The organism is Succinimonas sp., from assembly GCF_045225735.1.
Classification (GTDB): domain Bacteria; phylum Pseudomonadota; class Gammaproteobacteria; order Enterobacterales; family Succinivibrionaceae; genus Succinimonas.
Map to the genome: position 1 here is coordinate 1 of NZ_JBGVBR010000170.1, position 19,879 is coordinate 19,879.

The following is a 19,879-nucleotide window of genomic DNA, read 5'->3' on the forward strand; positions in this document are numbered from 1 at the left end:
CAAGGCTTGATGTAAGCAGATTCTCTACTCCGGGAGTAAAGAGCAATGCCGAATTTTGGCTTAAAACCGCCGAAGAGAACAATATGAGCCTGCAGTCTAAAATGGTCTCCAAGGAAATCTACAAGGAAAGAATATCCAGGGCCCAGACCGGACACGAACCTACTCTGGATCTCGTAGGCTCCCTGAGTTCCCAGTATACCAAATACAAGGCCGATTATATGTCATCTCAGTCCGGCACTTTAAATTCCGCAAGAATAGGCGTCCAGTTCAATATGCCTCTGTATTCCGGAGGGGCGGTAACCAGTCAGGTGGAGCAGGCCAAGGCCGACTACATCGCTGCTTCCGAGGATCTGGAAAAAACTCACCGCAGCGTTCAGAACAGCATCTACAGTCAGTACAACAATATCAACGCCGCCATCGGCACTGTCAGAGCCTACCAGCAGGGCGTAATATCTGCGGAAAGCGCGCTCAAGGCCACTGAAGCCGGATATCAGGTAGGCACCCGTACCATTACGGACGTGTTAGATGCCACTAAGAATCTCTACAGCGCCAAGAGCAACTTGGCTAATGCCCGCTACAACTACATCACCAGCTGGGTGAAGCTGAGATATACTTCCGGCCTGCTGTCAGAAGAGGATATAAATCTCATAAACGCAGGTCTGATGCGCTGAGGCATGCGTTGACCGCGCTCCGGCAAATAGTTCAGGAGACGGACAGCGATTACGGGAGAGGATTCCGGCAGGCCACGCAGGGTTTGCCGGATTTTGTTCAGAAATCCGCAGATTGTGAAAAGTTTCCTTTATTTTTCTGCTGATACCGCATCCATATCCCGCTACTTCACAAAATTCACTCAAAAAATTCCCGCAATGGCCGTATAGCCATTAATATATACACAGCTTCTATAGGAGGATAATAGCCATGGGATTGTTTGATAGGCTCAAAGGCGTAATCGGCGGCGGCAGCAGCGAAGAGAAGGGTCTCATTAAGGTTACCGAGGAAGACCACAAGAATGCCATTATCAAGGAACGCTCTGACCTGTGCAAAAAGATTTCCGATATTCCCGAAGACGAAATCGTAAAACGTGACGGCAAAATTGACATCAACTTCAAGGGCTGGCAGATTTGCAATGTTGAAGAGCGCCAGAACAAGGATGATCGCCGGCTGGGCTATCTTAAGCTCTTTAAGACCAAAAACGACAAGTTCGTCTGTCAGCGCATGACCATGATCGACAGCGAGGAAAAGCATTACTACGCCGCAACGGTGGAGGATTTTCCGGCCATCCGAAACTTCTTCGGGGAGGATCGTCTGGCTCTGGCCCTTTATGATATGCTGGATCGGGTTTCCAAGTCTTGGTAATTCAGTCTGACTGCCATAATTCAAAAGCTCCCGCAGGATTACCTGCGGGAGCTTCGTTTTTGCGTCTGCTATTCTGTAACTGCCTTTCTGTTTTCCGGAGCCTCCGTTCTCTGCTTCGGAAGCAAAAGCTCTCCCATTAACGGGAGAGCCTGGAAGAACTCAGGACTTATTCAGTATTTTATCGATGATGGCAGTAGTGGAGCACCCCGGCTTAAAGGGCAGAATCCTGACCTCGCCGCCATTGGCAATAACCTCGGCCCCGCCGGCCACCTCCTCCGGGCGATAATCTCCGCCCTTGACCAGGATATCCGGAAGCACCTCGCTGATAAGCTCCCGGGGGGTATCCTCGCCAAATGGCACCACCCAGTCCACGGACTCCAGCGCTGCCAGCACCTCCATTCTGTTCTGGAGGTTATTTATGGGACGGGAGGGCCCCTTAAGCCGGACTACTGATTCATCGGTGTTCACCGCCACAATAAGACGATCCCCCAGTTTTCTGGCCTCCCGGAGATAAGCCACGTGACCGGCATGCAGGATATCAAAGCAGCCATTGGTCATAACCACCTTTTCGCCATGAGCCCGGGCCAGCCCAGCAAGCTCCAGAAGCCGTTCCTTAGTCACCAGCCCGTCCGGCTGCTCGGAGGGCTCGCAAAGCGCGGTTTTAAGCTCTGCCACACTCACCGTGGAGGTGCCGATCTTGCCTACCACCACTCCGGCAGCCTTATTGGCCAGAGCGCAGGCTTCGGGCAGGGAGGAGCCGGCTGCCAGGCAGGCAGCCACCGTGGCGATCACCGTATCGCCGGCGCCGGTAACGTCGTAAACCTCCTTCGCCGCCGTGGGAATGGTAAGAGGGTCAGCATCCCGGCGGATCAGCGTCATGCCCTTTTCCGATCTGGTGATAAGGAGAGCTCCCAGATCATACTTATTCACCATCTTAAGGCCCTTTTCATAAAGATCCTGCTCGCTTTCGGCATGTCCGGCCACCGCCTCGAACTCCTTGGTATTCGGGGTTATCAGATAGGCGCCGCGGTATCTCTCAAAATCAGTGCCCTTGGGGTCTATTAAAATCTTCGTCCCGGCTCTTTTGGCGATTTCAATCATCTTCCCCACCGACTCAAGAGCGCCCTTGTCGTAATCAGAAAAAATCACCACCTTATGCCGGGAAATTTCATCCCGTACCCGGGAAAGAATCGGGGCCTGATCAGTTCCCTGAAACCCCTTCTCAAAATCCAGCCGCAGAAGCTGCTGCCCCACGCTGAGCACCCGCATCTTGGTGATGGTGGGAAGATTATTGGAGACTACAAACGAAGTCCGCACATGGGAGTGCTCCATGCGGTTTTTCAGAAGCCTGCCGTTCTCATCGTTGCCGACAAAGCCCACCAGAGTGCAGCCCGCCCCCAGAGAAGAAATATTAAGAGCCACATTAGCCGCCCCTCCGGGACGATCCTCTCTGTCCACGATGCGGACTACCGGAACCGGAGCCTCCGGAGAAATCCTGGTGGCCGGCCCCTTCCAGTACCGGTCAACCATAACGTCACCAACAACCAAAACAGAGGCTTTGCTAAAAAGAGGCAGCTTTAACTCACTCATATAAATAACCCGTTATCAAGCTCAATGACTAATTCCGCTCCGGAACCGCTCTTTTGCATTATAGCCGAAAACGTTTTTGTATCTTTTACATCCATAGCACTTTCGCAACTGAAACCGCGCCGGGAGTTTTGAAACTGTCAAAAAACGGCAACTGAGGCAGCAAACACCGGCTTTTACAAAAAGCCACCTCCCTGCGAAACTGAGGTTTCCCGGCATTTTCTGTAACAACCTTGTAATCATCACATAATCATGCCCCTCGGCTTCTGATTTCACGGCAAGTCTCATATAATCCCGTTATAAACTGTAACCTTTGGTGATAACGGCAGTTTTGAATCCGTAAGGTGTTTTAACCGCAAAATGCGCCTCAAAAATCAGCAAAAGGTCTTCTTATCAGGTAACAAAAAAATGGCTAATAACAACTCCAAAACAGTATTTTTAGTATGCTTTATGGCAGCGCTGGCCGGTCTGCTGTTTGGTATAGACATTGGCGTCATTGCCCAGGCCAAGGATTTCATCAAGCAGGATCTTGGTGTCAGCGACAGCGTCATCTCATGGGTGGTGGGCTCCATGATGGGCGGGGCTACCGCAGGCGCCCTGGTATCGGGAAAACTTACCAAAAAGCTCGGCAGAAAAATTTCGCTTATTATCAGCGCCTCATGTTTTGTTCTGGGGGCTCTCGGTTGCGCCCTGGCCTGGAACGGAACGATCCTCATAATTGCCAGAATCATTGTGGGAATCTCCATCGGAATAGCCTCCTTCACTGCTCCGCTCTACCTCTCGGAGGTTGCTCCCAAATCAATCCGCGGCACCATGATCACCATGTATCAGCTGCTTATCACCATCGGCATTCTGACCTCCTTTGTGGTAAACACCCTGATTCGTAATAACACCTTCACCGGAGCCGAAGGGCAAATCGCCGCCAATTTTCTGATAGCGGACATTTCACTGAGCTGGAGAGCCATGCTGGGAATCACCGTGATTCCGTCTCTGATTTTCCTGGCCGGAGTCTTCTTTCTTCCCAAATCTCCCCGCTGGCTGATTTCAGTTGGTAAAACCGAAGAAGCAAAAAACGTCCTTTTGAAGATCCGCTCTTCCGCTGATGAAGCCGCCAGCGAAGCCCAGGAAATAATAAACACCGTATCCGCCCATACCGGAAACAGCGGCTTGGCCATGTTCCGGGAAAAGCCCAATTTCAGAAAAACTGTCTTCCTGGGCATTACTCTGCAGCTTATGCAGCAGATGTGCGGCATCAATATCATTATGTATTTCGGACCAGAACTCATCAAGGCTGCCGGCTATACCTCCGAATTCGCCGCCAATGTCGGCACCATTGCCATCGGTCTTACCAACGTGCTGGCAACCTTCATTGCCATCGCCTATATCGACAAGTGGGGCCGGAAACCGATTCTCATAGCCGGCTATTCCATTATGGCCGCAGCCATGACGGGAGTTGCCGCATTCATGCATTTCAATTACAGCATGGCAGCCATCATTTCGGTGCTGGTGTTCATCATTGCCTTCGCCTTCTCCGCAGGGCCTGTGGTATGGGTTCTCTGTTCCGAGATCCAGCCTCTCAAGGGGAGAGATTTCGGCATTACCTGTTCCACCGGTGCCAACTGGCTCTCCAATATGGCCATAGCCGCCACCTTCCTGCCGCTCCTGTCTCTCCTGGGAGCCGATCTCACCATGCTCCTGTACGCCGCATGTTCAATTCTGGCCATATTCCTTATCATCATGTATGTACCGGAAACCAAAGGCGTGTCTCTGGAACACCTGGAGAATAATCTGATGAACGGGGTTAAACTGCGGGACATTGGCAAATAACCGGCAATTAAGCTGCAGTCATTCCATGCAAAAGGGCTTCCCCCCATCGGAGAAGCCCTTTCCTTATCTCGCTGTCCCGGAAGGGATCAGTGCCGGAGATCCTCGGGGATCGGCAGATCCCTGGCAAGATCCCGGGGCCGCTGTCCCTTCCCCTTCTTAAAGCTCTGCATCTGGTAAACATAGGCCAGCACCTGAGCCACTGCCGCAAAAAGCCCCCGGGGGATCTCCTCGTCAAATTCAGTGGTATAGTAAAGAGAACGGGCCAGAGGAGGCACCGGCACAATCATCACCTGGTGCTCCCGGGCGATCTCCTTGATCTTTTCAGCAACCTCGTCCACGCCCTTGGCTACCAGCACCGGCGCCGTGGTTCCCTCCCGATCGTACTTCAAAGCCACGGCATAGTGCGTAGGATTGGTAACCACCACATCGGCCTCCGGCACCTTCTGCATCATCTTGCGGTTGATGATCTGAAACATCATCTGCCGGAGATGGGCCTTGACCTCGGGATTGCCCTCCTGATTCTTGAATTCCTCCTTTACCTCCTGCTTGGTCATGCGCAGCTCTTCCTTGTGGTGCCAGAGCTGATAGGGAGCATCCAGAAGAGCTATGGGAATCATGGCGCACACAATAAAAAGCATGGTCCAGAACATGAGATTCACGGCCTCCCGCACGGCGTAGGAGATCTCCATGGTGGAAAAATTCAGGATGAGCTCCAGGCGGCCGTGAATCAGGAAAAAGCAGAAGGAGGAGATAAGAAGGATTTTCAGAACCGATTTAACCAGCTCAATGACGCTGTTGGAGCTGAATACTCTTTTAATGCCGTTGGCGGGATTGAGCTTATTGAATTTCGGGGCCATGGCCTCGCTGGAAAAGTTCACCCCGCCCACAATGATGCTGCCAATAAGAGCGCAGACAAAAACCACGGCAAACATGGCAATAATAGGCAGAGCCAGAGAGGAGACGTTTTCCAGGAGAGTTTTTTCCATCACGGTAACGTCAAAAAGATCGGCCTTTTTCAGGACAAAGCAGCGGTGAATGACATCCAGAAGCGCGCGGTACAGCATTCCCGAAATTAACCACAGTCCGGTCACTCCGGATATCAGCACAAAAAAGGTTCCCATCTCCCGGGAACGGGCGATCTGCCCCTTTTTGCGGGATTCCTCAATTCGTCGTTCGGTGGGTTGTTCGGTTTTTTCCTGCCCGTCGGCCTCAGCCATATTGCCTCCTCAGCTAATCGCTGATGTCTGCCAGATTTCCCTTAACCTCCAGCCATTCCCGGCGATCCTGAGCTCTGTCCTTGGAAAGAAGCTTGTCCATAAGCGCCCTGACCTCTTCCAGATTGTCATCGCTGAGAGTCAGCTGCACCAGGCGTCTGGTGGCCGGATCCATGGTGGTTTCCTTCAGCTGATCCTCGTTCATTTCGCCCAGCCCCTTAAACCGGGTCACCTCAATACGCCCTTTTTTCTTTTTCTCCAGCTTGGCCAGCATATTGTCCCTTTCCTGATCATCCAGGGCGTAAAACTTTTCATTGCCGGCATCAATGCGGTACAGGGGCGGCATCGCCACGTAAAGATGCCCCGCCTCCACCGCCTTCCGAAAATGCTTCATAAAGAGAGCGCAGATCAGAGTGCCGATATGAAGTCCGTCGGAATCCGCATCCGCCAGAATGCAGATCTTGTTATACCTGAGTCCGGACAGGTCATCGCTGCCGGGATCCAGTCCCACGGCCACCGAAATGTCCTGAATGGCCTGAGAACCGAAAATATCATCGCTTTCCTTCTCCCAGGTATTCAGAATTTTTCCCCTGAGGGGCAGCACCGCCTGATACTCCCGATCCCTGGCTGAGCTTGCGGATCCCCCGGCGGAATCCCCCTCCACCAGAAAAAGCTCGCTCCGGGAAGGATCTGAAGTAATGCAGTCCTTAAGCTTGCCGGGCAGAGCCGGTCCCGAAACCGCCCGTTTTCTGGTAACGGAGCGGGAGGTCTTCTGCCGCTGCTGCGCCGATTTTATGCACAAATCGCTGATGGCCCGGGCTTCCTCGGTGTTGGCATTAAGCCACAGAGAAAAGCTGTCCCTGACCACATTGCTCACCAGCTGGGCGCAGTCCCGGGAGGTCAGGCGTTCCTTGGTCTGTCCGGAAAACTGCGGCTCCTGAATTTTTACGGACAGCACATAGGAGCAGTGATTCCAGACATCGTCCGGAGTCAGACTGAGCCCCCGGGGCAGGAGATTCTGAATATTGCAGAAGTCCCTGATGGCATCGGTAAAGGCCTGTCTCATGCCATTGACATGAGTGCCCCCCAGCGGAGTGGGAATGAGATTCACATAGGATTCCGAAACCGAGTCATTGCCGTCATCGCACCAGACCGCCGCCCAGGATACCTCGGAATCCGGATTTGTTGCTGCTGATGCATAGGGCGTGCCGGGAACTGTCTCCCGGCCGCGCATTTCATTCGCAAGATAACTGGACAGGTCTCCCTTGAAGGACCACTGCTCCTTTTCCCCGGTGATTTCGTTCTTAAAAACAATGGTGAGACCGGGACAGAGCACGGCCTTGGCCTTGAGCATGGCCTTCAGGGAATGGCAGCTGAAATGAGCGCTGTCAAAATATTTCGGATCGGGCCAGAAGCGAATGAAGGTTCCGGTATTGCGCTGCCCCACAGTGCCCTCGGTGTGCAGATCCTGAGTTTTGTCGCCGTTCTGATACTCAATGGCATAAACAAGGCCGTCCCGCCGCACCTCGGCCCGCAGCCTTTTGGAGAGAGCGTTCACCACGCTCACTCCCACGCCGTGAAGACCGCCGGAAAAGGTATAGTTTTTATTGGAGAATTTGCCGCCGGCATGGAGTCTGCCCAGAATAAGCTCAATGCCCGGGACATTTTCCTGCGTATTGAGATCCACCGGCATGCCCCGTCCGTTATCCGACACTGACAAAGATTCGTCAGCATAAAGGACAACCTCGATTTTGTCGGCATATCCGGCCAGCGCTTCGTCTACGCTGTTATCAATAACCTCCATCCCCAGATGATTCGGTCTTGTGGTATCCGTATACATGCCGGCTCTCCTCTTTACCGGCTCCAGTCCCTCCAGAACCTCAATGGAGTCTCCGTTATAAACATTGTTATCCTGAACCATGCCAACACCAGTGAAATGCAAAAAAATAAAACAAAAATGCCAAAAAGATGCCGATACCCAAAGCACCGGCAACCTTAATGGCATTATATCATCCCGCGGCAAGCGCCATTACGGGGCAGCAGCGGCAAACAGCGGAAAAGCCCGCCTGTTACTCCTTTTTAAGCAGAAAGCTGATAATTTCAGGCAGACAGGCGGCGAATGACGGGAAGCGATGGTTTCCGCCATCCTCGATATGCACCAGCGCGGCATTGCTCAGGTATGCAGCGCTTTCCGCCGCATTCAGAACCTCATCGCCCCGGCAGAGATAAAGCGCCAGCTTTTCCGGCCGCGGCTCCGCCAGTTCTCCCAGCTTCTTAACCGTCTCAATGTATTCCTCTGTAACCTCAAACTTCACCCCGGTGTAAGGATTTACGTGGGGCCCCAGCATAGCCGGCATCAGCTTCCAGGGAAAAACGCAGGGGTTAATGAGAGCGGCCCTGACATTATACTTGCGGGACATGCAGATGGAGTAAAACCCGCCCATGGAGCTCCCGATGAGAGCCACCCGGCGATCCTCGGCGATAAGCCGGCCAATCAGGGCATCCACCGCATCATAGGCTTCCTTGGGGGTATTGGGGAAATTCTCGGTGAAGAAATCCGCCCCGGGACAGTTTTCCTTAAGATATTTTTCGGTAAGGACAGCCTTTTCAGACTTGGCTCCGGACAAAAAACCGTGAATGTATACAACTGTATCCTTGGACATATGCCACCTCAGTAAGAATAAGCGCCGGTCAGAACTTAAGCTCAGTAGCCGCCGACTGTGAAATCAGGAAGAAACTCTCCGCCGGCGAGCCTGTGAACAGTCGTTGAAATGCCGCCGTCCGGGGTAAACTTCAGGTACCGCCACCCCGGCCCCAGAGCATCCAGAGTAAACCTGTCGCACAGCGGCGCAAACTGAATGCTGGTGGAGGGGGACGAAATATAGCGCACGCCGTTTTGAATAAAATCATGCTCCTGGTGCACATGACCGCACAGCACCAGACGCACCCGGGGATAGCGGGAAACCAGACTGATCAGATCATCCCGGTTCTTCAGAACATGAGCATCCAGCCAGAGACACTTCACCTCAAAGGGATTATGGTGCAGGCATACCGCCGTATACAGATCCGGACGCTCCTCAAGACAGCCCTCCAGGTAGGCCAGCTGCTCCGGCAGGATCCAGCCCATGGGGTTGTTGTATACCTGAGTATTCAGAAGCACAAACTGCCACTTCCCGATAATGATGTTCCGGGCGGCGCTGATTCCCAGTCCGGCCATTTCCCGGTACATCAGGGGGCCGTCATCATGATTTCCCGGCAAAAAAAACACCGGCTCGGAAAACGCCCTCATAATATCCCGGAATGCAATGTAGGACTCCAGCGTATAGTCCTGAGAAAGATCTCCGGTGGTAACAATAAAATCGAAGGGAATCCCCTGCTCCTTTACCGCCGCAACCACCGCCAGCAGGCTTTTCCGGGTATCTATTCCGACAAGAGTGCTCCCCGGCTTCCCAAAAAGATGGGTATCCGTAATCTGCAAAACTGAAAAAGCCCCATCCTTGCGATCAGGCTTCAGGGAAACTCTGTCTTGATCAAACTGCTGCATTTTTATAATTATAAAAAATTCTCTGCCTGACTTTGCCCGGTTGACTTTGCCTGGCAGGGCCGTCATACGATTATTTACAGAACAAAACAATTCTGCTGATTTTAATTTATTGCGCCAAAGGCAAGTGCCGTCTATCCCACAAATTCAGGAATTGCCGGCGGCAAAACATGAGAATCGTGACCCGGACACTGTTTTATCCCGGCAAACTCATCCCCTGAAAAGATCGCAAATCTCCTTTTTGTGGAGAGCCAGATACTGAAGGCCCGCAATGGCAATGGAATTGCGTATTCTTCCGGAATCCACCAGCGCCAGAGCATCCTGAAGCGGCACGGAGAGAACGCGGATATCCTCGGATTCGGACATAAGACCATGGCAGCCCTGAGCTCCGGAGGAGTCCACCAGCCCCGCATAAAGATAGATCTTCTCCGTGGAACCCCCGGGAGAGGTAAGAAAATCCAGGGCATGACAGACCTTCATAAGAGAAAGTCCGGTTTCCTCCTGCATTTCCCGGATCACGGTGTTTTCCGGAGTTTCACCGGGATCCACAATGCCCGCCGGAAGCTCCAGCAGCCAGGGAGATTCCGTGTCCCGCGCCGCCCCCAGCCGGAACTGCTCAATGAGCACCACGGCATCCCGTTCAGGATCATAGGGAATGACCGCCGCCGCATCCCCTCTTTCAAAAATTTCCCGGGTGATCACGGTGCTTTCAGAGCCGTCAAATCTGCGGTACCTGGTCTTATAGACATCGATGGCAAAATACCCCTGAAACGCTCTTTTCTTTTCCAGCACCTCAAAATCCTTCTTCTGGAAGGAAGGCTCATACTGCTTTAAATCACTCATAAAGACTCCTTGCGGCTGAGGAAACCCCGGCTGAAAGCCCCGGAGGCTCTTTCAGGCTTTCCTGCGTAAACTCCCGGTGATTATAGCACAGCCGCCTTTATTTTAGCCCCGAAACACCCCTGAAGCCCCTCAGAAAATGCAGATCCGGCTTAAACCGTCCGAAACTGTTATCCATGTATCAAATTTTTATTTCGTTATGTAGTTTCTATTTGCATTAAGCATATTTATATTATATAATAGCATAAAACTTGGAGGTAAATATGAACGCCACTGAACTTAAGCAGCATATGGAGATCATCAGGGAGCTTCTGACTCTTGATCATTTCGAGGGGCTGACTCTGAATACGGAAATTTGCGGGAAAGCCTTTGCTTATGACATCTGGACCGAATTTAAAGAATCGGGCATACCGGCTATCAATGTGAAAGTAACCCGGACTCCCCACAGCGGTTTTACGGAGCAGATTCTGGATCTTGAGCTCACCCCCGACGACTTTCTGACAAGAAAGTTTTTCCCGAAGGATGACAGTGATTCCCGGAGCTGATACGGAACAAAAGCGGCAGAGCCGAGGTGCGCCGTTTTCTCCGGTGTCTGCCGCAATCCTCAGCCTCTCTTAACCTGCATGAATACGGAGAACAGCCATGTCCCCTGAAGAAATTAAAAAGCATCTTGCCGTAATCAACACCCTCATTGCGGAGCCGAACTTTGAAACTGCGTTTCTGGACACCTTTGAAGACGGGCTGGAATACAGCTATCGCGTGGAGTACGACTGCATGGAAGGAAGCATTAAAGCCGGCGTGAATATTCGAAAAGGCAAATCCTCCGAGACGATTATGACCTTGGACATCACCCCGGCTGCAAGCATTAAGAGGCGCTTTGAAAAGCTGCTTTTCCCGGAATAGCCGCTCATTCAGGAACGGCGCCCCGCGGAAATCATATCCCGGTTCTCCCGGGATATGTTAAGATCTTCCCCGAACCTGCGGCCAGTGACAAGTGTTCCCGCAGGAAGCAAAAGCGGTTTCCGTCCGGAGGTCTTGCTCCGGAATTCTCATGTCAATTCAGGACTTTTCTGCTCAAATGAATTCAGTACTGTTAAAAAACGCCACTATTATCAATGAGGGAGCCACCTTCAAGGGGGATCTCCTGATTCAGGACGGCCGCATCGCCCGCATTGCCAGCTCTGTTTCCGGGGATCAGGCCTCCGAAATCATCGAATGCGAAAACAAGATCGTCATTCCCGGCTGCATCGATGATCAGGTTCACTTCCGGGAACCCGGCAGCACCTGGAAGGCCGATATGGCCTCGGAAGCCCGGGCGGCAGTTCTGGGCGGGGTCACCTCCTTCATGGATATGCCCAACAATACCCCTCCGGCCACCACCTCCCGGGATATCGCCGTCAAAAAGGATATCGCCCGAAGATCCTCCGTGGCTAACTTCGGCTTCTATCTGGGCGCCACTCCCGACAATCTGGAGGAAATCAAATCCCTGGATCCCCGGGAAGTCTGCGGCGTCAAGGTGTTCATGGGATCCTCCACCGGCACCCTGCTGGTAGACCGGGAGGACTCCTTGCGCAATATTTTCAGGGCGGCCGAGGTACCGGTGGCCACCCACTGCGAGGACAATGAAATCATCAGCAAAAACACCGCTCTCTTCCGGGAAAAATACGGCGAAGACGGCATGGATGCCTCCATGCATCCCCTGATCCGGAGCCGGGAGGCCTGCCTGAAATCCACCTCTCTGGCGGTAGCGCTGGCCAGGGAAACCGGAGCCCGCCTCCATGTGCTTCATCTCTCCACGGCCGAGGAGCTCAGTCTCTTTGAGCCCTGGGCTCCCCTGCCGGTATCTCAGAGACAGATTACCTGCGAGGTCTGCGTCCATCATCTGTTTTTCAATGACACTTGGTACGGCGCTCTGGGCAACCGTCTGAAATGCAACCCCGCCGTCAAAACCGAAAAGGATCGGCAGGCTCTGGTGACGGCAACCCGCACCGGACTTATAACCTGCATTGCCACGGATCATGCCCCGCACACCGCGGAGGAAAAAAACGCCCCCTACAGCAAGGCTCCGGGCGGTCTTCCCCTGATACAGTTCGCTCTCCCCGCTCTCCTGGAGCTGGTTAAGCACGGCGAACTCTCTCTCGAAGATGTGGTCGCCGGCTACTGCCACAATCCGGCCATCCGCTTCAATATCTCCAAGCGGGGCTTTATCCGGGAAGGCTACTGGGCGGATCTCGCGGTCATCGATCCTGAAAAGCCTCAAAGAGTTACTCCCAGCGTCATTGCCTCCAAATGCGGCTGGTCGCCGTTTACGGGATTAACCTTTTCAAATTCCATTGTTCATACCTTCGTTAACGGCAATCAGGTGGTGCATAACGGAGTTCTGGAAAACAAGAACTGCTTCGGCACCGCTCTCCGTTTTGACAGGTAGCAGGATGAGACCGGGTTTTCGAGCGGTTTCGGAGATCCGGTTTCCTGAAACCTGCTCCCCTCCTCTGAAAAACCGCTGAAAATCCCCGGTTCAGGATCAGTTTTTTTAATCAATGCAAATTATTTGTATGAGTTCTGTTAACGTTTTGAAATGCAGAAGTGATTTCTGTTAAAATAGGATCGGGGATTAGGGCGAGTGTCAGATCAGAATAACAGATCAGAATGACAGCTTCGCCTTTGATTTTCGGTCTCGTAGGAATTTATTTCATCATGACAGCACCAACAGTTTTAATAGTAGACGATGAACCTGTAGCCTGCAAGGTAGCGACTTCTATTTTTCAGGCCGAAGGCTATGAAACCCTCGTAGCCGGCGACGGTGATCAGATGAATAAGATTCTTCGGCAGAATCAGGTGGATCTCATTCTGCTGGACATCAACCTTCCCGGCAAAAACGGTCTTATTCTGGCCCGGGAGCTCCGGGAGAAAAGAGACATCGCCCTGATTTTTGTCACCGGCCGGGACAATGAAATCGACCGGATTCTGGGACTGGAGATCGGAGCTGACGACTACGTTACCAAGCCCTTCAACCCCCGGGAGCTCACCATTCGCGCCCGGAACCTTATTAATCGCACCAGAAACAAGCAGCCGGCGGCCGCCCAGCCTGCCGAGCAGAATACCTTCGTGCCTACTCCCAATGCCCGCTATGCCTTTTCCGGGTGGAATCTGGACGCTAACAGCCATGAGCTTCTTTCTCCCTCCGGACAGGTAGCCCGGCTCCCTAAAGCCGAGTTCCGCATGCTGCAGTATTTCTGCGAGCATGCCAAGCTTCTGGTTACCAGATCCGATCTGATGCTGTTCATGATGGGACGGGAGCTTAAGGAGCACGACCGCACGGTGGATGTCACCATAAGAAAGCTCAGAAAGCACCTTGAGGAAGGCGAAGCCTTCAACTTTATCGAAACCATTCACGGCGAAGGCTACCGTTTCGGGGTGGATGTGGAATTCTAAAGCAGGGCAAAACGCTTTGGCATGAACAAAACAGAAAATGGAAAAGGCAGGAGCTCCTGCCTTTTTTGCTGCTTTTCCGGAAAAATCCCCGCACTGCCTTGCTTCATATATTAAGGCACGGACGGTTCCGGAACCTTCTCCCTGAGAGATTCTCCTTATTCCGGGAAAGACTTCAGATACTGCCCCAGAGTCGCTTCATCCTGAACCACCAGTTCATTAAAGGCAGCAATCTCCGGGTCAAAGGGGTAATTTTCCCGCTTTTCCAGAAGACTGAGCTCCATCTCCTTGGCCTTGACGGCCAGCCGGGACAGTCCTATGGAGCTGGCCGCTCCCTTGATCTTGTGAAGCTCCCTGCCGGCTTCCTCATACTCCCCCTTTCTGAAGTATGTCCGGCAGCTTGCAATATATTCCGACACCTGCGTTCTGAAAAGCCCCAGGGCGGCGGTAAAAGGCTCCGCTCCCGTAATGCCCACGGTTTCATCAATGTATTTTTTGTTAATATTATCGATATTGTTCATTTTCAGTTACTCTTATTCATCAGTTACTCTTCGCATTTTCACGAAATTCAGTAATGGCTTCTGCCAGCCGGGAGGCCGATAACGGCTTGGAGAGGACTCCGGCAATGCCGTGACCGGCATAAATCTCCGGATCCCGCATGACATTCGCCGTCAGAGCCAGCATGGGCACATCGCTCTTGAAATCTTCCCGGAGATGATCCGCCACATCCAGTCCGGACATATCCGGAAGCTGCATGTCCAGAAGCACCAGATCCGGAGTCTCGCTCTTAAAAAGCTCCAGAGCCTCCGCGCCGGTTTTTGCGGCCCGAACCCGGTTGCCCAGCTTTTCCAGCATGGTCTTGCAGACCAGAATATTAAGATCCACATCCTCCACCAAAAGTATGTTCAGGGATTTCAGCACCTTGCGCGCGTCCGTCCCCGGCTTTGGTTCCGAATCCCGCTTCTGAATCTCGCAGTTAAAGGAAACTGTAAATGTGGTACCCCGGCCCGGCTGGCTGTCCAGCTGAATGGAGCCCCCCAGAGCGCGGGTAAGCTCCCGGGTCACATAAAGGCCTATTCCGGTACCGGTGGACTGTTTGGTGCCCGGCACCTGATAATAAAGCCCGAAGATCTTCTCCTGCTCCTCCGGGGCAATGCCGATGCCGGTATCTGAAATTTCAAAGGATACGGACAATTTGCCGTCGGGATTGGTTTTCTGGGAAACCGCAATGGCAATGCCGCCCTTCTTCGTAAACTTGATGCCGTTGGCAATAAGATTCCAGAGGATCTGTCTCAACCTGGTCTGATCGGAAACCACCCTGTCCGGACTCTCCCCGGTCACCTTAAAACTGAAGCTGAGATTCTTCTGTTCGGTCATGAGCCGGGACAATGTTTCCAGATCCTCCAGAAAGCCTTTCCAGTCAAAGGGCTCCGGAGCCACGCTGAAGGTCTGTCTTTCAAACTTGTTAAGGTCGATAACATCGTTAAATATATTGCCCAGGGTTACCGCGCTGACATTGACGGCCTTGAGATTTCTTTCATCCTCCCCCTTGAAATGCCCGGTTTGCAGCAGGATATCGCTGAGTCCCACAATGCCGTTGAGGGGGGTGCGCAGCTCATGACTCAGGGTGGAAATGAAGTTGCTCTTTTCCCGGGAGGCGCGCTCCAGCACATCCTGTTCATTTTTAAGCTTGGTAATGTCATGGCCGTAAATCATGGTGCCGATAAGCTGCCCCTTGGGGTTAATGGCCGGTCTCTTCCGCACCTGATAAATCACTCCGAAAATGGTGCGCTCATACATGATGTCCTTTTTGGTTTTAATAACCTCATCATCTCCGAAGCAGAAGCATTCATTAAGTTCCGGATCCCGGGAAAACAGACTCTCGAGCTCCGCGCGGTTTTCCACATGGAGGAGATGCAGAAGATTATCGCTGCAGCCCTTGATTTCTCCGTTAAAGCTCCGATACAGAATAATGTCCGGCGTGAGATCGAAGATGGCCGAAAAGAACACCATCTGCTCGTCTAAGAGACTCTGGGCCTCCTGCCTCAGGGAGATTTCGTTGTAGAAGGAGCCCTGCAGCTTCTCATGCTCCCGGAAAAGCGTGTTGTTCTTTTCCCGCTGATTAATCATGGCGATATAGGTCTTGGTGAGGGAGGTCTTGAGCTGGGTTTCCTGCTTCTGCAGATCCTCTACCTGACTGCGGGCCTGTTCCACCTCGGAAAAGTACTTATTGAGAAGCAGCGCCAGAAGCGGCGTGATGATAGCCCCGTAGAACAGAGGCTTCGCCACATCCTCAAACTGCAGATTGTTTTCCATGAACAGGGTCACCAGACAGTTGATAACTGTGATAACAAAGGTAACCGTAAAGCCGAACAGCATGGTAATGTAAGTCAGCGAGCGCTGATAAAGATCCGTTTTCAGCCTTTTTCCGTTCAGTTTTTTGCGACCGCTCATTCCCTGTCCGCCCGCCGTTATGCCTTCATCTTATCAAGTGCCTGAAACAGTCTCCGGGACTCCGCCGGAACCGCAGCGGCAAAATTAATTCCTGCCCGAGCAGTACTCATCATAGCCCTCAAAAAGATCCGGTTCGTTTTTGCGGAGCAGAGCCAGCATGGCCCGGGTAATCAGGGTCACCCCGCCCTCGGAACGATAGAACCGATTGCCGTCCAGCTCGGCGTTTTCTCCCACCACCAGATTCCGGGGCAGCTCGCAGTGCCGATCCAAAATCACCCTGGTCAGCCGGCAGCCCCGGTGGATAATGCAGTCCGGGAAAGCCACCACCTCGTTAATGAAACAGAAGGAATGTACCCGCACATTGTAAAAAAGCACCGAGGACCAGATGGAGGAGCCGCTTAAAATCACCCCGGCGGAAATCACGGAATTTCTCACAATGGAGGAGGCTCCGTTTAGATCCTGCACATACTTGGCGGAAGGCAGATGCACCTGAGATGTCCAAATAGGCCATTCCTGATCATAAATATCGAGATCCGGAGTCACCGAGGCCAGGTCCATATTGGCGGCCCAGAAGGAATCCACGGTTCCCACATCCCGCCAGTAAATCTGCTTTTTGGCGCGGTTGGTAACGCAGGACTTGGCAAAATCATGAGCATGAGCCAGTCCTCTTTTAACCATGCGGGGAATAATGTCCCGGCCGAAATCATGCTGGGAATCATCCATCTGCTCGTCTTCGTCCAGCATCTCGTAGAGCGCCTTGGCATCGAAGACATAAATCCCCATGGAAATAAGAGTCATGTCGGGATTGTCCGGCATGCCCCCGGGATTCCGGGGCTTTTCCTGAAAGGAAATAATAGTGCCGTTCTTGTCGATTTCCATGACGCCGTAGGCGCTGGCCTCCGTCCGGGGCACCTGAATGCAGGCTACCGTCAGGGGCTTGCCGCTGGAAATATGATCCAGAAGCAGCTTGGCATAATCCATCTTGTAGATATGATCCCCGGCCAGAATCAGAATATACTTCTGCTGATGATCCCTGATAATGTCCAGATTCTGATAAACGGCATCGGCGGTGCCCCGGTACCAGTGCACCTCGTCCATGCGCTGCTGCGCCGGCAGCAAATCCAGATACTCGTTGAACTGATTCCTGAGAAACGACCAGCCGATCTGGAGATGCCTTAAAAGGCTGTGGGACTTGTACTGCGTCACTACTCCGATACGGCGGATACCGGAGTTTATGCAGTTGGAAAGCACAAAGTCAATAATGCGGTATTTTCCCCCGAAATAAACCGCCGGCTTTGTTCTGGTGTTGGTAAGCTGATGGAGTCTGCTGCCGCGGCCCCCGGCAAGTATCAGGGCCATTGTGCCGTTTGTAGCCTCACGAGCTCTCAAAACATCTTTATCCATAGAATCCCGCCCTCTGCTTTCTTATAAATCCTGCGGGGATCACCCCTTATAAAGATTATCACTTAACCCGCATTTTCACCTTGCATGAAGTATTCAAAGTGCGAAGTGACCAAGGAAACAGGAAAAAAGAGCCGGAACAGAGGCAGGACATTAGCCCGGAAACAGACGGCCAGGGCTGCAGAAAAAGAGCAGCAAAAATAACAGCGGGGCACTCAGGCGCAGCGAACCCGGCTGCCCTGCCCGCCCTCCCGGGCCAGAATGGCGGTAATGGCGTTTATCACCGGCCAGCGCTTGGCGGCCCAGTCCGGAGCCACCAGCATGCCGCTCAAAGCAGAAGCGCCCACTCGCTCGTAAAGCACGTTTTCCGGAGTGTGCTGGATCATGAGAGCGGCAATCCGGGCATACTCCTCCAAAGACAGCACCGCAATTTCTCCCCGCCGGTATTCCCGCTCCATCTGACTGCCCCTGACTATGTGAAGCTGATGCAGCTTCAGGGCGTCGGCTCCGGTGTCCAAAACCCTGCCGAGAGTAGTCAGGCTGTGCATCAGGCCTTCTCCCGGAAGACCGACAATGATATGGGCGCACACCCGGATCCCCCGCTCCCGGGCCCGGACTGCCGTTCTGACATAATCGGCAAAGGTATGCCGGCGGTTGATTCTTTCCAGAGTTTCGTCAAAGGAGCTCTGGAGTCCCAGCTCCAGCCAGACCTCAAAGCCCTGTTTACCGTAATCCTCCAGAAGTCCCAGAATCTCATCGGAAACGCAGTCCGGGCGGGTTCCCACGCAAAGTCCGATAACCTCGGGAGAAGCCAAAGCCTCGTCATAGCATTTTTTTAAAACCGCAAACTCCGCATAGGTGCTGGTATACGCCTGAAAATAGGCCAGAAAAAGCCGGGCCCGGGGGTTTCGATTTTCCAGAAGCTGTTCTCTGAGAGATTTCCGGGCGGGAGAGCCGGCAAAGGAGGCTACGCTGCAAAAGGTGCAGCCGCCCCGGCCCAGAGTGCCGTCCCGGTTGGGACAGGTAAAATTACCCGAAAGAGAGATTTTATAAACGTTTTCGCCATACTTTTCCCGGAGACTGTCTCCGAAGGTATGCACAAAACGGTTCAGGGAAAGGCTGTCAGCGGACTTCACGGAAGCCTCCGCGCCGGAGATCCGCGGTTCCGGAAAATAAAAAAACAGCGTAAAGGAAAAACAGGGAAAAAAGCGGCAAACGCATGCTGTCTGAAATAATCGGGAGCGTGTCCTCAGGCATGGACTGTAACCGAGGCTTTACAGCACCCGGATCTTTTCCCAGTAAGGAGACTTCTCGGACGGCCGGCAATATTTCACGAGTTCTCCCTCCTGAGTGAAAAGAGCCCGGCAGCGCTGTCCCAGCGCATTTACATATTCCTCGGACAGCGAACAGCTTTTCTGGTTTACGCAGTCCAGTTCGGTTATGGAATTTTGCTTGTCAGCCACTGCCGCATAATCATCCTCAGGAGGAGCGGGAACCCTTGAGGTCGAGCTGCAGCCGCAGACTGTCAGTAAAAAAAGACCGGCAAAAAAAGACTTCTTCATCTTAAAATTCCAGATTGTCAATTGCTTCATTTTCCCTTGCCAGCATTTATCAAATCCCGCGTTATCAAATCCCGCGCTCTGTCAAAATGCAGGACAGCCCCGGCATTATACCATGTACCTGCCATAGCCGTACCCTCACGCCGTGATTTTGCCTTCCCGGGAGAACGGGCGGAATCAAAGCGCCGCAATATGATAAAATTGCAGCCGTTCTGCCGCAAGATCGTCCCGGAATAACCGGGCCTGGCAGCGCGGCATAAGCTCACAGGGATATCGCCTCACAGGGAATCCTTAACTTTTGCAAAATAATCTCAGGGGATGCTATGAAATACGGAATTATCGGCGCCATGCAGGAAGAAGTGAACGACCTCCGGACAAAAATCGCCGTTTCTGCCACCAAAAGCTTTGGCCGCCATGAATACATTTCAGGAACCCTGGCAGGCCGGGATCTGGTTCTTACCTGTTCGGGCATCGGCAAGGTTTCCGCCGGATCCGCCGCCGCTGTGCTGTTCAGCTTCTTTAACTGCGACATCGTCATTAATTTCGGCGTGGGAGGAGGGCTTCATCCCGCTCTGAAAACTCTGGATATGGTAATCTCCTCCGGCGCCGCCCAGCACGACTTTGATCTCACCGTATTCAGCTACAAGCCGGGACAGGTTCCGGGCTTT

General features: G+C 52.9%; 19 protein-coding genes. 8 read left to right on the forward strand and 11 right to left on the reverse strand.

Annotation, left to right across the window (positions count from 1 at the left end):
- Nucleotides 1-671: TolC family protein (locus ACJROR_RS05975; RefSeq protein ID WP_406546294.1), on the forward strand; the 671-nt coding region annotated here is incomplete at its 5' end.
- A 247-nt stretch (nt 672-918) separates the two neighbouring features.
- Nucleotides 919-1,356, forward strand: coding sequence for a hypothetical protein (locus tag ACJROR_RS05980; protein WP_406041740.1), 438 nt, complete (start codon nt 919-921; stop codon nt 1,354-1,356).
- 159 nt (nt 1,357-1,515) lie between these two features.
- Here the strand turns inward: ACJROR_RS05980 and hldE are convergent, their stop codons facing one another.
- Nucleotides 1,516-2,946, reverse strand: a complete 1,431-nt coding sequence (gene hldE / locus ACJROR_RS05985; protein ID WP_406546295.1) for a bifunctional D-glycero-beta-D-manno-heptose-7-phosphate kinase/D-glycero-beta-D-manno-heptose 1-phosphate adenylyltransferase HldE — start codon at nt 2,944-2,946, stop codon at nt 1,516-1,518.
- Nucleotides 2,947-3,351: 405 nt separating this feature from the next.
- On the opposite strand from hldE, the gene ACJROR_RS05990 reads away from it, so the two are divergent.
- Nucleotides 3,352-4,770, forward strand: coding sequence for a sugar porter family MFS transporter (locus tag ACJROR_RS05990; RefSeq protein WP_406546296.1), 1,419 nt, complete (start codon nt 3,352-3,354; stop codon nt 4,768-4,770).
- 86 nt (nt 4,771-4,856) lie between these two features.
- Here the strand turns inward: ACJROR_RS05990 and flhB are convergent, their stop codons facing one another.
- From flhB to ACJROR_RS06015, 5 genes are all read right to left on the reverse strand, one after another.
- A complete protein-coding gene (gene flhB, locus ACJROR_RS05995) occupies nt 4,857-5,987 on the reverse strand; it encodes a flagellar biosynthesis protein FlhB (RefSeq protein ID WP_406546297.1) in 1,131 nt (376 codons plus the stop codon).
- Nucleotides 5,988-6,000: 13 nt separating this feature from the next.
- A complete protein-coding gene (parE, locus tag ACJROR_RS06000) occupies nt 6,001-7,905 on the reverse strand; it encodes a DNA topoisomerase IV subunit B (protein WP_406546298.1) in 1,905 nt (634 codons plus the stop codon).
- A gap of 148 nt (nt 7,906-8,053) precedes the next feature.
- Nucleotides 8,054-8,647 carry a YqiA/YcfP family alpha/beta fold hydrolase gene (locus ACJROR_RS06005; RefSeq protein WP_406546299.1) on the reverse strand — a complete coding sequence of 198 codons (594 nt, stop codon included), beginning with the start codon at nt 8,645-8,647 and terminating at the stop codon, nt 8,054-8,056.
- Nucleotides 8,648-8,688: 41 nt separating this feature from the next.
- Nucleotides 8,689-9,528 carry a 3',5'-cyclic-AMP phosphodiesterase gene (gene cpdA / locus ACJROR_RS06010; protein WP_406546300.1) on the reverse strand — a complete coding sequence of 280 codons (840 nt, stop codon included), beginning with the start codon at nt 9,526-9,528 and terminating at the stop codon, nt 8,689-8,691.
- A 207-nt stretch (nt 9,529-9,735) separates the two neighbouring features.
- On the reverse strand, nt 9,736-10,368 hold the full coding sequence (locus tag ACJROR_RS06015; protein WP_406040439.1) for an NUDIX domain-containing protein: 633 nt from the start codon (nt 10,366-10,368) through the stop codon (nt 9,736-9,738).
- Between the two features lie 260 nt (nt 10,369-10,628).
- On the opposite strand from ACJROR_RS06015, the gene ACJROR_RS06020 reads away from it, so the two are divergent.
- The 4 genes from ACJROR_RS06020 to ACJROR_RS06035 all read left to right on the forward strand — a co-directional run bounded on the left by ACJROR_RS06020 (nt 10,629) and on the right by ACJROR_RS06035 (nt 13,800).
- A complete protein-coding gene (locus ACJROR_RS06020) occupies nt 10,629-10,910 on the forward strand; it encodes a hypothetical protein (RefSeq protein WP_406546301.1) in 282 nt (93 codons plus the stop codon).
- A 97-nt stretch (nt 10,911-11,007) separates the two neighbouring features.
- Nucleotides 11,008-11,268, forward strand: coding sequence for a hypothetical protein (locus ACJROR_RS06025; RefSeq protein WP_406040443.1), 261 nt, complete (start codon nt 11,008-11,010; stop codon nt 11,266-11,268).
- A gap of 175 nt (nt 11,269-11,443) precedes the next feature.
- On the forward strand, nt 11,444-12,793 hold the full coding sequence (locus ACJROR_RS06030; RefSeq protein ID WP_406546302.1) for a dihydroorotase: 1,350 nt from the start codon (nt 11,444-11,446) through the stop codon (nt 12,791-12,793).
- Between the two features lie 269 nt (nt 12,794-13,062).
- A complete protein-coding gene (locus ACJROR_RS06035) occupies nt 13,063-13,800 on the forward strand; it encodes a response regulator (RefSeq protein ID WP_406040447.1) in 738 nt (245 codons plus the stop codon).
- 155 nt (nt 13,801-13,955) lie between these two features.
- Here ACJROR_RS06035 and ACJROR_RS06040 read toward each other — a convergent pair whose 3' ends face one another.
- The 5 genes from ACJROR_RS06040 to ACJROR_RS06060 all read right to left on the reverse strand — a co-directional run bounded on the left by ACJROR_RS06040 (nt 13,956) and on the right by ACJROR_RS06060 (nt 19,214).
- Nucleotides 13,956-14,318, reverse strand: a complete 363-nt coding sequence (locus ACJROR_RS06040; protein WP_406040449.1) for an Hpt domain-containing protein — start codon at nt 14,316-14,318, stop codon at nt 13,956-13,958.
- 19 nt (nt 14,319-14,337) lie between these two features.
- Nucleotides 14,338-16,251, reverse strand: a complete 1,914-nt coding sequence (locus tag ACJROR_RS06045) for an ATP-binding protein (RefSeq protein WP_406546303.1) — start codon at nt 16,249-16,251, stop codon at nt 14,338-14,340.
- Nucleotides 16,252-16,335: 84 nt separating this feature from the next.
- Nucleotides 16,336-17,655 carry a glucose-1-phosphate adenylyltransferase gene (gene glgC, locus ACJROR_RS06050; RefSeq protein WP_406546304.1) on the reverse strand — a complete coding sequence of 440 codons (1,320 nt, stop codon included), beginning with the start codon at nt 17,653-17,655 and terminating at the stop codon, nt 16,336-16,338.
- Nucleotides 17,656-17,867: 212 nt separating this feature from the next.
- Nucleotides 17,868-18,788 carry a TIGR01212 family radical SAM protein gene (locus ACJROR_RS06055; protein ID WP_406546305.1) on the reverse strand — a complete coding sequence of 307 codons (921 nt, stop codon included), beginning with the start codon at nt 18,786-18,788 and terminating at the stop codon, nt 17,868-17,870.
- Nucleotides 18,789-18,926: 138 nt separating this feature from the next.
- The gene (locus ACJROR_RS06060) at nt 18,927-19,214 is read right to left on the reverse strand and encodes a hypothetical protein (RefSeq protein WP_406546306.1); all 288 of its coding nucleotides are present in this window, start codon (nt 19,212-19,214) and stop codon (nt 18,927-18,929) included.
- Nucleotides 19,215-19,534: 320 nt separating this feature from the next.
- Here ACJROR_RS06060 and mtnN point away from each other — a divergent pair.
- A partial coding sequence (mtnN, locus tag ACJROR_RS06065; protein ID WP_406546307.1) for a 5'-methylthioadenosine/S-adenosylhomocysteine nucleosidase occupies nt 19,535-19,879 on the forward strand: 345 nt, incomplete at its 3' end.

What these genes read in the sequence shown, in the direction of transcription:
- ACJROR_RS05990 (WP_406546296.1), top strand. Translation starts at nt 3,352, where the DNA reads ATGGCTAATAACAACTCCAAAACAGTATTTTTAGTATGCTTTATGGCA.
- ACJROR_RS06015 (WP_406040439.1), bottom strand. Translation starts at nt 10,368, where the DNA reads ATGAGTGATTTAAAGCAGTATGAGCCTTCCTTCCAGAAGAAGGATTTT.
- hldE (WP_406546295.1), bottom strand. Translation starts at nt 2,946, where the DNA reads ATGAGTGAGTTAAAGCTGCCTCTTTTTAGCAAAGCCTCTGTTTTGGTT.
- ACJROR_RS05980 (WP_406041740.1), top strand. Translation starts at nt 919, where the DNA reads ATGGGATTGTTTGATAGGCTCAAAGGCGTAATCGGCGGCGGCAGCAGC.
- ACJROR_RS06060 (WP_406546306.1), bottom strand. Translation starts at nt 19,214, where the DNA reads ATGAAGAAGTCTTTTTTTGCCGGTCTTTTTTTACTGACAGTCTGCGGC.
- flhB (WP_406546297.1), bottom strand. Translation starts at nt 5,987, where the DNA reads ATGGCTGAGGCCGACGGGCAGGAAAAAACCGAACAACCCACCGAACGA.
- ACJROR_RS06005 (WP_406546299.1), bottom strand. Translation starts at nt 8,647, where the DNA reads ATGTCCAAGGATACAGTTGTATACATTCACGGTTTTTTGTCCGGAGCC.
- cpdA (WP_406546300.1), bottom strand. Translation starts at nt 9,528, where the DNA reads ATGCAGCAGTTTGATCAAGACAGAGTTTCCCTGAAGCCTGATCGCAAG.
- ACJROR_RS06025 (WP_406040443.1), top strand. Translation starts at nt 11,008, where the DNA reads ATGTCCCCTGAAGAAATTAAAAAGCATCTTGCCGTAATCAACACCCTC.
- parE (WP_406546298.1), bottom strand. Translation starts at nt 7,905, where the DNA reads ATGGTTCAGGATAACAATGTTTATAACGGAGACTCCATTGAGGTTCTG.
- ACJROR_RS06030 (WP_406546302.1), top strand. Translation starts at nt 11,444, where the DNA reads ATGAATTCAGTACTGTTAAAAAACGCCACTATTATCAATGAGGGAGCC.
- ACJROR_RS06040 (WP_406040449.1), bottom strand. Translation starts at nt 14,318, where the DNA reads ATGAACAATATCGATAATATTAACAAAAAATACATTGATGAAACCGTG.
- glgC (WP_406546304.1), bottom strand. Translation starts at nt 17,655, where the DNA reads ATGGATAAAGATGTTTTGAGAGCTCGTGAGGCTACAAACGGCACAATG.
- ACJROR_RS06020 (WP_406546301.1), top strand. Translation starts at nt 10,629, where the DNA reads ATGAACGCCACTGAACTTAAGCAGCATATGGAGATCATCAGGGAGCTT.
- ACJROR_RS06045 (WP_406546303.1), bottom strand. Translation starts at nt 16,251, where the DNA reads ATGAGCGGTCGCAAAAAACTGAACGGAAAAAGGCTGAAAACGGATCTT.
- ACJROR_RS06035 (WP_406040447.1), top strand. Translation starts at nt 13,063, where the DNA reads ATGACAGCACCAACAGTTTTAATAGTAGACGATGAACCTGTAGCCTGC.